The sequence below is a fragment of the uncultured Gordonia sp. genome (genome assembly GCF_937858515.1).
GTDB lineage: Bacteria > Actinomycetota > Actinomycetes > Mycobacteriales > Mycobacteriaceae > Gordonia.
The window spans coordinates 1-10,437 of sequence record NZ_CALLZT010000193.1 but is presented as its reverse complement, the minus strand read 5'-3'; the positions used below and the strand labels follow the sequence as shown (position 1 = coordinate 10,437).

Below are 10,437 nucleotides of genomic sequence, written 5' to 3'. Positions count from 1 at the left end.
TCGCCGGCATCATCACCATCGAGGACATCGCCGAGGAGATCGTCGGCGAGATCGATGACGAACACGACCCGGTCACCCCCGAGGACGTGGAGAAGACCGACGGCGGCTGGCTGATCCAGGGCGACGCCCACCTCGACGAGGTGTCGCGGATCATCGGATACGAACTGCCCGAGGGCGACTACGAGACGATCGCCGGGCTCGTCATCACCACCTTCGAGGGACTGCCCGCGGTCGGCGACTCAGTGGTCATTCCGCTCGATCCGGACCCGGCCGACCTGGCGACCGGTGAGGAAGTCACACCGCTCGAAGTGCGGGCATTGGTCCGGGAGATCGACAAGCGGGTGCCGTCGCTGGTGTTCGTGACGGTCGACGCCGTCGCACGGCAGGAGGGCTGCGATGAGTAATCCGTTGATCGTTGTGCTGGTCACGATCGGGCTGGTGACGCTCAGTGCTTTCTTCGTGGCCGTCGAGTTCGCGCTGATCGGCGCCCGCAGGCACCGGCTGGAGGACGCCGCGGCCGGTAGTCGCAGCGCCGCGGCTGCTCTGCGTAGCGCGTCGGAACTTCCTGTGTTGCTGGCCGGTTCGCAGCTGGGTATCACCGTGTGCACGCTCGCGCTCGGTGCGATCACCAAACCTGCTGTGCACCACTGGATCACGCCGGTCCTGGACCACTGGGGTGCTCCGCACTGGCTGGCCGACGTGCTCGGCTTCATCCTCGCGCTGCTGATCGTGACGTTCGTGCACCTGGTGGTGGGGGAGATGGCGCCCAAATCGTGGGCCATCGCGCACCCCGAGAAGTCGGCGATCCTCCTCGCGCTACCGATGCGCGGATTCATGTGGCTGACCCGTCCGCTGCTCGAAGCACTCAATCGGCTCGCCAACGGGATACTGCGCAAGCTGGGTGTGGAGGCCGTCGATCAGGTTGGTGCCGGGCAGGATTCGGAAGCACTCGCCCATCTGGTGGAACACTCGGCCGACGTCGGCACGCTCGACGAGCGCTACCACACCCACCTGGCCAGTGCGCTGGAACTGTCCAAGCTGACGGTGCGCGACGTGCTGCCGCCCGGCGCGGCCCTCACCAGCGTCCGCCCCGACGCGACCGCCGCCGAGATCCGGGACATGAGCCGTCAGACCGGTTTCCGCCGGATTCTCGTACGCGCCAACGGCCTCGTCGACGGTGTTGTGCATGTGCGTGACGCCGTATCCGTCGACGACCAGGTGCGTGCCGCCGACATCATGCGGCCCGTGCTGGCCCTCGACGCCGCATCGCCCGTATACGAGGCGCTGCAGAAGATGCGCGACACCCGAAGTCACGTCGCCACCGTCACCGACGGTGACGTCAGCATCGGGATGCTCTCCATCAACGACGTCCTGCAACGCCTCCTGGCCACCACCGACTGATCGAGGGGTGGCTCAGGCCCAGACGTCCGGGGTGATGATCCAGGGATCGCGGGGTAGTGACGCGGAGTCGAATCGGGCGGCGAGTGTTGCGGTGTCGACGATCTCGTCGTGATCGGCGAGGCCCAGGGATTCGGCGAGGCGGGACAGGACCGTCGTCGTGGTGACCCCTTCGGCGGCAAGATCTTCGAGGGTGATCGCACCGTCGCGTTTGCTGAGCCGGATTCCCTTGTCGTTCAGCACCATCGGCACATGCGAATAGCCTGGCGGGCGATAGCCGAGCCGTGTCGCCAGATACGCCTGCCGGGGTGCGGACGAGAGCAGATCGTCGCCGCGCACCACCTGATCGACGCCCTGCGCGGCGTCGTCGACCACGACGGCGAGGTTGTAGGCGGGCGTACCGTCGCCCCGGCAGATGACGAAATCGTCGACCATGCCGGTGTATTCGCCGAGCTGGGTGTCGATGACGGTGAACTCGGTTATGGCCGAACGTAATCGGATGGCCGGCGGGCGTCCGGCGGCGATCTTCTCCGCCCGCTGGGCGGTGGTCAGTTCGCGGCATGTTCCGGGGTAGGCGCCTTCGGGGGCGTGCGGCGCCGACGGTGCCTCCAGGATCTCGCGGCGGGTGCAGAAACATTCGAAGGTCTCGCCCGCGTCGGTGAGTTCGGCGATCACCGAGCGGTACATGTCCAGTCGGTCGGTCTGGTAGATCACCGGCTCGTCCCAGTCGATGCCGAGGGCCGCGAGATCGGCGAGCTGCCGGGTGTCGGCGCCGAGGGCGGTGCGGTCCAGGTTCTCCATCCGGATTCGGAACGTCCGTCCGGTGGTGCGCGCGAACAGCCAGGCCAGCAGCGCCGTCCGCAGGTTCCCGACATGCAGTGTCCCGGACGGGGAGGGGGCGAAGCGGCCGGCGGTGGTCATCGGGACTTGAGGCTACCGGCTTCGATCAATTCCTGGCGATATGGCAGTTGGCCGGGCTGGGGCGATATGCCCCCGCGAAGGGCTATGTCGGAGTTTCTGCGTGGCAGGATGGGAAGATGCAGCTTCCGGTCATGCCGCCCGTCGCGCCGATGCTTGCCAAGGCGGTCGCCGCGGTACCCGATCAGCCCGACGACGAGCCCATCTGGTCGTTCGAGCCGAAGTGGGACGGATTCCGGGCGCTGCTCTTCAGGGACGGCGACACGGTGGCGATCGGGTCCCGGGGTGGGAAGGACCTGGCCCGGTACTTCCCGGAGATCGTGGCGGCGGCCAAGGCCGAACTCCCCGACAAAGTGGTCCTCGATGGTGAACTCGGGGTGCCCGCACTCATCGGCGACACCTACCGTCTTGACTGGGATTCGCTGTCGCAGCGCATTCATCCCGCCGAATCCCGCATCAGCATGCTGGCCGAGAAGACGCCTGCGGTGTTCATCGGATTCGATGCCCTCGCACTGGGCGAGGTGAGCGTGCTCGACGAACCGTTCGAGGTGCGCAGGCGTACCCTGCTCGGCGCGGTGGACTCCGCGGGCGGCCGGGACCGGACGTTCCAGGTGAGTCGGGTGACCACCGATCCGGAGATGGCCCGGGAATGGTTCTCGGCGTTCGAGGGTGCCGGTCTCGACGGCGTGGTGGGTAAACGCCTGGCCGGTCCGTATGTGCAGAACAAACGCGAGATGATCAAGATCAAACACAAACGTGCCGCGGACTGCGTGATCATCGGCTACCGGATTCATAAGAGCGGCAACGGAATCGGCTCGATGCTGCTCGGACTGCACACCGACGGCGGCGACCTGCACATGGTGGGCGGATCCAGTGCATTCTCCGATGCGAAACGGATTGAACTGCAACAACTTCTGGAACCGATGCGACTCGATCCCGATACCCCCGCGATGGGTGAGCAGACCCGCTGGCGGTCGGGTAAGGACGGTGCGTGGATTCCGGTGCGGCCGGAGCTGGTTGCCGAATTCGCCTACGACCAGATGGAGAATCATCGATTCCGGCACACCGTGAAATTCCTGCGGTGGCGTCCCGACCGTGATCCGGCGAGCTGCGGCTACGGGCAGCTGGAGGTTCCGCTCACCTACGACCTGCACGACGTGCTGGAAGGGAACTGACATGGCTTCGCGGTCGCCCGCCGAGGAACTCGACGTCGACGGTATCGCCGTGCGGCTGTCGAACCCCGACAAGATCTACTTTCCCGAACTCGGTGAAAACGGCGGCCGCAAAAGAGATCTCGTCGGCTACTACCGCACCCTCGCGCTGGCCGGACCGATGCTGGCGGCCGTCGGCGACCGGCCGACATTCATCGAACGGTATCCCGACGGGGTGCAGGGTGATCAGATCTACCAGAAGCGCATCGCGCGTAGACGACCCGAACATGTACTGTCCACGCCCATCACGTTCCCGTCGGGCCGCAAGGGAGATGCGTTGCGACCCACGGTGCCCGCCGACATCGTGTGGGCAGCCAACTACGGCACCGTCGTCTTCCATACCTGGCCCACCCGGCACCCCGACAACGATCATCCTGATCAACTGCGCATCGACCTCGACCCGTCGCCGGGAACCGATTTCGACGATGTGCGGCGCGTCGCCCTCGAACTCGTCCATCCGCTGCTCGACGAACTGGGCCTGTTCGGATATGTGAAAACCTCAGGCAGCCGGGGCATTCACGTGTACGTTCCCATCGAGCCGCGGTGGGACTTCATCGCCGGACGGCGCGCCGTCATCGCACTGGCCCGCGAACTCGAACGCCGCGATCCCGACACCGTCACCACGTCGTGGTGGAAGGAAGAACGCGGCAGCCGGATCTTCATCGACTTCAACCAGAATGCCCGCGATCGCTCGATGTGCGCCCCGTATTCGGTGCGCCGCAGTCCCGACGGCCGGGTGTCGATGCCGGTGACCTGGTCCGAACTCGCAGACGTCGACCCGGCGGTGTTCACGATGGCTAGTGTCCCGGATCTGGTTGCACGCCGGGAAGATCCGTGGGCCGACATCGATGACCGGCGCACCGGCATCGAACCGCTGCTGGAGATGGTGGCCCGCGACGACTCAAATGGCTTGGGCGACATGCCGTATCCGCCGAGCTACCCGAAGATGCCGGGTGAGCCGCCGCGGGTGCAGCCGAGCAGAAAGGTTGCCGCACACTGGGATGAACACGGCAACAGGATCGATGGTCAGTCAGGTCCGGAACACCAGCAGGAGCGTGAGATACACCGCGTACGCGGCGACGAACGCGGCACCCTCGAACCGGGAGATCTTTCGGCCCGAGATGAACACGGGAACGCACAGTAGGGTGACTGCCGCCATGAGCGGGATGTCGATGCGGATCAGGCTGTCGTCCACAGCCATTGGGCGCACCAGCGCCGTGGTGCCGAGGACGAACGTGATGTTGTAGACGCTCGACCCGATGAGATTGCCGATGGCCAGGTCACGATTGCCGCGCACCGTCGACACCAGGGTGGTGACCAGTTCGGGTGCCGATGTCCCGATCGCCAACACGGTCAGGCCGATGACGGCCTTGCTGACACCGAGGTCGTCGGCCACGTGTACGGCACCGTCGACCAGCCAGTCGGCGCCGATGACCACGAGGGCGATACCGCCACAGAGTTGGGCGGCGGCGGTCCACCACGGGCTGGGTTCGTCCGGTGCGTCTGCTGTCGGATGCTCGGCCGGTGAGGATTTGGACGTGAGGTCGGCACGAATCGCCAGCCCCGTGTAGGCGATCGCGAAAACCAGCAGCAGCGCGCCGTCGAACCGCGACAGCGTTCCTCCCGCACACAGTACGAGGAGCAGTACTGCGCTGAACACCATGCACGGCAGGTCGATGCGCAGGGTGCGCCGCTGCAGCGCCAGTGGGACGATCGCCGCCGACAAACCGAGGATGAGCAGGATGTTCACGATGTTGGTGCCCGCGATATTGCCGATCGCCATCGCACCCGCGTCGTTGACGGCGGCGTCGATTCCGACGGCGAGTTCGGGCAGGCTGGTGCCGATCGACACGACCGTCAGGCCCACCAGCAGCGGGGACACGCCGAGCCGGGTGGCGATACTCGCACCGCCCCGGACCAGTGCCTCGGCACCCACCACCAGCGCCAGCAGACCCGCGGCGATAAGTGCGTACTGTTGCATCCCCCGACCCTAGGGTGCCGAGTGGATCGTCGCAGTCGGTTGCCGGGACCAATGGGGGTATTCCGCGCCGTCGGCCGAGTATTAGGGTGCCCTCATGGCGACAGGAATCCGTAGGTCGAGGGTCGGCGGCAGAATCGGCACATTGGTGGTGATGGCCGGGTTGAGCCTGGCTCTCGTCGTGGCAGCGGGAGTGCGGGCGCCGGAGGCCGGTGCCGCGCCGACGTTCCGGCCGCACATCGAGGTGTACCTCGCCGACGGCGTCACCCCCGTCGGGAGTACCCGCGTCCATGCCGGCGACATCCTGGTGGTCAAGGGCCGCGGTTTCGACCCGAACGCCAACACCGGCGGATTCCCGCTCCCGGTGCCGCCGGGTGTCCCGAACGGCACGTTCATCGCGTTCGGTGCCTTCGCACCCAAGTGGCGGCCGTCGCAGGACGCCCCGGAATCGGCACGCGCCACCAGCAGACTCGGCGTGCAATGGGCGATGTCGCGGGACGCACTCGCCAGGGTGCCGTCAGCGCCGTTCGACATGCGCCGCACCATCCGTCAGCAGTGGGTACCGCTGGCAGCCGACGGATCGTTCACCGCCAAGCTCAAGGCGTCCACGCCCAAGGAGATCCCGGCCGGAGCTCGCTGGGGCGTCTACACCTACGCCGCAGCCGGAGCCGTCAACGCGGCGCAGGAACTGTCGGTGCCGGTCAGCTATTCGACACAGCCCGGCCCCAACACCCCGAAACCCGCACCCGCCGACCTGGCCTGGGCCTACTCGCCCAACTTCTATGCCACCGTCACCGAACGCTCACAGGGCACCGTGTACGGCACCGACGGCGCGGGCGTCGACGACCAGGACCGGCTCACCTTCACCCGCACCGGCGGCGAGGTCCTGGGCGGCACCGGAACGCTGCGCTTCAAGGGCACCATCGTCGCCTTCACGAAGTTCCACCTACTCGAAATCGCGCTGGCCGACCCGATCATCACCGTCCGCGGCGGCAAAGGCGTACTCAGCATGCGCACGTCGACGACCAACATGAACGGCACCGACGCTCTGCGTCGGGTCGCCCTCGCCGACGTCGATCTCTCCGGAATCGGCGACGGCAAGTCGGTGCGCGGCGCCAAGGTCACCTTCCGTCCCGGTATCCGGCCCGAGGTGCTGGCGCTGCTCAGCATGGGCGCGGCGTCGCCACTGGACCTGAACCTGAGCTAAACGAACCGGTGAGCGCGGGCGGGTGGTGTTATGGATACGTCACCGCCGAAAGGAGTTCGCGTTGTCCGCCACCTCAGATCCTGTCGACGCACCCGCATGGTTCACCAGGGCGCTTGCGCATAAACCCGAACACGGCTCGACGACGGTCGACGGCTGCGAGATCCACTACCGTGCCTGGGGCGAGGTGGGTATGCCCGGCATCCTGCTGGTGCACGGCGGCGGAGCCAACTCGTCGTGGTGGGATCACGTCGCACCGTTCGGTGCGGGCACCCACCGGATCGTGGCGCTCGACATGAGCGGGCACGGCGACAGCGGCCGCCGCGACATGTACTGGACGCCGGTCTGGGCGAAGGAGGCGATGTCCGCGGCCCGCGCCGGCGGCATCGACGGTAAGCCGTTCGTCGTCGGGCACAGCATGGGTGGCTGGGTCACCTCACAGATCGCCGTCGACTTCGGCGACGAACTCGCCGGGATCATGATCATCGACTCGCCGCTCAACGACGAACCGCCCGAGATCAGGCCCATGCAGGAACGCGCCCGGTCGGCAAACAAACATCACGGCCCCCGCAAATCGACTCTGGAGGAGATCGTCGCCCGCTTCCGGCCACAACCCGCACAGCACGTCGTGCTGCCGTACGTGGGCCGCAACATCGCCGAACAATCGGTGCACGAGGTGGACGGCAACTGGGTGTGGAAGTTCGACCGCGGGATCTTCACCCCGCACCAGCACGGCGGTTTCAAACTCCGTGACCGGCTGCCGGAGATGAACGTCCGCACCGCCTACGTACGCTGCGAACACGGTCTCATCACCGACGCGATGGCCGCCGACATCAACCAACTGCTCGACCACCGCGTGCCGATGGTCGAGCTCCCCGACAGCGGCCACCACCCCATGCTCGACCGCCCTCTGACACTGATCGCCGCGATCCGCGCCACCATCGGCGCCTGGGAGGTACACGACCGGATCGAGGCGGCCGGGTAGCTAGGGCGTGTCCTAGAACTCACCAGAGATTAAGGCTTTGACCTGCGTAGATCGGATTTCGTGAGACCGCGGAACCCGCGTTGATCGTTAGGGTGCGTCTACATAGCGGAGAACGCGGGAAAGGACGCACATGGCGGCAATTGTGGAGCTCGGCGACGGGCTCAAGGTTTCGGCACTCGGATTCGGTGGGATGTCGCTCACCGACGTGTACGGCGCGGTGACCGACGACGACGCGCTGCGCACGCTCAACGAGGCCGTGGACAGCGGGGTCACGTTCATCGACACCGCGAACGGGTACGGCGACGGCCGCAGCGAGACGACGATCGGCAAGTTGCTCAAGACTCGTCGCGATGAGGTGCAACTCGCGACGAAGTTCGGGATCGTCAAGCAAGGGGGCGTCGGGCAGCGCGGCGTGCGCGGTGACCGGGAGTACATCCGCGAGCAGGTCGAACTGAGCCTGGGGCGCCTGGGCACCGACCGTATCGACCTCTACTACCAGCATCGTGTCGACCCGATCGTCCCCATCGAGGAAACGGTCGGCGCCCTCAAGGAATTGATCGAGGAGGGCAAGGTCCTGCATATCGGCCTGTCAGAGGCCACCGGCGACGAGATCCGCAGGGCCGCAGGCGTGCACCCGATCGCGGCCATCCAGTCGGAGTGGAGCGTCGTCTCCCGCGACGTGGAGCGTTTCGTCGTACCGTCGGCGAAAGAACACGGAGTCGGTTTCGTGTCCTACTCGACGCTCGGCCGCAAATGGCTGACCGGCCTGCTGAACTACGACGACCTCGTCGACGGCGATGTGCGGCTCAAGATTTCGCGCTACACCCCGACCAACCTCGCCTACAACCAGCCGATCCTCGACGAGTTCCTGCAGATCGCAAGCGACGCCGGTGTGACGGGTGCACAGCTCGCGCTGGCCTGGTTCTACAACAAGGGACGGCAGCTCGGTGTGTCGGCCGTGTCGATCCCGGGTTCGCGTTTCCCCGAGCGGGTCGCGGAGAACCTGGCCGCGGTCGAGGTCGAACTGTCCACCGAGCAGATCGAGCGCCTCGACACGCTGGCGGACCAGGTTCGCGGACACCGCTCCGCGCAGCCGCAGCTGGTCTCCTCCGCGCGGGAGTAGCCGCCAAACAGACCTTCACCGCAAGGGACGCGCCACTTCCGAAGACCCGCCTTGGGCGGGTCTTCGTCGGCTCTGTCCCGCTCACGGGATTGGTTGCTTGCGAACGAATTTCGTGAGCATTGAACCCACAGGCTTCGCGTGGTCAATGTAGTAGCCGGGATCTGATCGCTGCATCTCGTAAGTCTTCGCGGAACGTATCCAGTGTGGCTACGGTGTACATTCCGTCGATTCGGGCCTTCGCCCAGAGGTCATGGATGCGGGCGAGGTCAGCGTCCCGGCGTGACGATGGTCGGATCGACCCAATCGCTGATGCTGCGTAGGTTCGCTCGGTAATCGACGAGTGGGATCGTGTTACTCATCTGTCCCCACGAACAAGTACTCGGACACGTTCTGACGGGTCGCGGCGGCGTGGGTGCCGAAGCTGTACTTGTGGTCTACCGCGATAGTTTCGACGCGGGGCTTGACCTTGCCGAGCAGGTCGACGATCCGGTCGGCCGGTGGCAGAGCGTTGGACGAGTAGGACAGGACGATCGTGCCGGCGTCCTCGAATTGCTCGAAGCTGCGGCTCAGTGCGTCCTCGATGGTTCGTTTGTAGGCGAACGGGGTGAACCGTTTGGTCAGCTTTTTGGTCTTGGTGTTCTCCATGATTTCCATGCCTCGCCAATAGGCGCTGAGCCCCTCGAGCAAGTGGTAGCGCTTGATGTAGTCGGCGTCATCCGTGGGTGGGGCGTACGGAGGGTCCAGATAGACCAGGTCCGGGGGTGCGTCGACGTTGTTGTCGGGTCGTAGGTCGAACACGTCGCCGTGGTGCGCCTTGTGGCCCGACACGCCGTTGTCGAAGACCACCGCGTTGTACGCCGCGACGGCCTCGCGGAAGTGCTCGGGGAACGACAGCCGCAGGTCGCGTCGGCCGTCGGCGTACTTGGTGGAATCGGTGAATGTGAAGACGCCGCGTGGCTGTTTGCGGGCGGCCGACAGGACGAGTGCCGAGATCGCGATGTCGCGCTCGTACCCGGTGAGCAGGTCGATATGCGACCAGGCCGAGTCGAGCCACTCACGGGCTTCGGGTGTGTAGTACAACCCGTCGAAGGTGGACTGGATGAAGTCCCGGTCGTCGGCTGCCGGCGCGTCGCAGATGGTGTCGACGATGTCGTCGGCGAGGGCCACCGTCGAGTTCTCGACGGTGGCGCGGGCGATGACCGACGGAAAGTTGAGGAAGTCGTTGCTGGTGACCCGGTACCCCTGGGCCTTGAGCAGGTACGACACCACGCCGGAGCCGCAGAAGGCGTCGACGGCGCTGCGTCCGCCGACGTTGCCGAAGACCTCGGCCAGGTGCGGTGCGAGCTTGTATTTCGACCCCATGTACCGCAGTCGGGGGAAGTCGCGGACGCGCCGAAGAGCCTCGGCGGACTGATCGGGCATTGGCACACCTTCCGTCGAACCGCGTCGTGCATCGCAGCTTACGAGGGAGCTACGACAGCAGCCGGTGCACCAAACGAATCGGAACGTAGGTGTCAGCTGGTGACACCTACGTTCCGATTAGATCCGGACCGGCCGGATCGGTGGCGGAGGATAGGGGATTTGAACCCCTGAGGGCTGTTAACCCAACCCGCGTTCCAG

The 10,437-nt window shown here is 66.0% G+C and carries 10 protein-coding genes; 7 read left to right on the top strand and 3 right to left on the bottom strand.

Annotation, left to right across the window (positions count from 1 at the left end):
• On the top strand, window positions 1-404 hold a 404-nt coding region (locus Q0627_RS18630), incomplete at its 5' end, for a transporter associated domain-containing protein (RefSeq protein WP_298811876.1).
• Complete coding sequence (locus tag Q0627_RS18625; RefSeq protein ID WP_291013174.1) at window positions 397-1,401, top strand: CNNM domain-containing protein; 1,005 nt, start codon at window positions 397-399, stop codon at window positions 1,399-1,401. The genes Q0627_RS18630 and Q0627_RS18625, both read left to right, overlap by 8 nt.
• Window positions 1,402-1,413: 12 nt before the next feature.
• Here Q0627_RS18625 and gluQRS read toward each other — a convergent pair whose 3' ends face one another.
• The gene (gene gluQRS / locus Q0627_RS18620) at window positions 1,414-2,319 is read right to left on the bottom strand and encodes a tRNA glutamyl-Q(34) synthetase GluQRS (RefSeq protein ID WP_291013171.1); all 906 of its coding nucleotides are present in this window, start codon (window positions 2,317-2,319) and stop codon (window positions 1,414-1,416) included.
• Window positions 2,320-2,435: 116 nt separating this feature from the next.
• Here gluQRS and Q0627_RS18615 point away from each other — a divergent pair, with 116 nt between their 5' ends.
• Together Q0627_RS18615 and Q0627_RS18610 are read left to right on the top strand one after the other, a co-directional pair.
• On the top strand, window positions 2,436-3,491 hold the full coding sequence (locus tag Q0627_RS18615) for an ATP-dependent DNA ligase (RefSeq protein ID WP_291013168.1): 1,056 nt from the start codon (window positions 2,436-2,438) through the stop codon (window positions 3,489-3,491).
• A gap of 1 nt (window position 3,492) precedes the next feature.
• Window positions 3,493-4,671, top strand: a complete 1,179-nt coding sequence (locus Q0627_RS18610) for a DNA primase small subunit domain-containing protein (protein ID WP_291013166.1) — start codon at window positions 3,493-3,495, stop codon at window positions 4,669-4,671.
• Here Q0627_RS18610 and Q0627_RS18605 read toward each other — a convergent pair.
• A complete protein-coding gene (locus tag Q0627_RS18605) occupies window positions 4,558-5,508 on the bottom strand; it encodes a calcium/sodium antiporter (RefSeq protein ID WP_291013163.1) in 951 nt (316 codons plus the stop codon). The two genes, Q0627_RS18610 and Q0627_RS18605, sit on opposite strands and share 114 nt — an antisense overlap.
• Window positions 5,509-5,602: 94 nt before the next feature.
• Here Q0627_RS18605 and Q0627_RS18600 point away from each other — a divergent pair, with 94 nt between their 5' ends.
• The 3 genes from Q0627_RS18600 (at window position 5,603) to Q0627_RS18590 (ending at window position 8,817) form a co-directional block, all read left to right on the top strand.
• Window positions 5,603-6,712: an HtaA domain-containing protein gene (locus tag Q0627_RS18600; protein WP_291013160.1), complete on the top strand. Its 1,110-nt coding sequence runs from the start codon at window positions 5,603-5,605 to the stop codon at window positions 6,710-6,712.
• Window positions 6,713-6,773: 61 nt separating this feature from the next.
• Window positions 6,774-7,694, top strand: coding sequence for an alpha/beta fold hydrolase (locus Q0627_RS18595; protein ID WP_298811872.1), 921 nt, complete (start codon window positions 6,774-6,776; stop codon window positions 7,692-7,694).
• Between the two features lie 130 nt (window positions 7,695-7,824).
• Complete coding sequence (locus Q0627_RS18590) at window positions 7,825-8,817, top strand: aldo/keto reductase (RefSeq protein WP_298811871.1); 993 nt, start codon at window positions 7,825-7,827, stop codon at window positions 8,815-8,817.
• Window positions 8,818-9,168: 351 nt separating this feature from the next.
• Here Q0627_RS18590 and Q0627_RS18585 read toward each other — a convergent pair whose 3' ends face one another.
• Complete coding sequence (locus Q0627_RS18585; RefSeq protein WP_291013152.1) at window positions 9,169-10,239, bottom strand: DNA adenine methylase; 1,071 nt, start codon at window positions 10,237-10,239, stop codon at window positions 9,169-9,171.
• Between the last annotated feature and the right edge of the window lie 198 nt (window positions 10,240-10,437).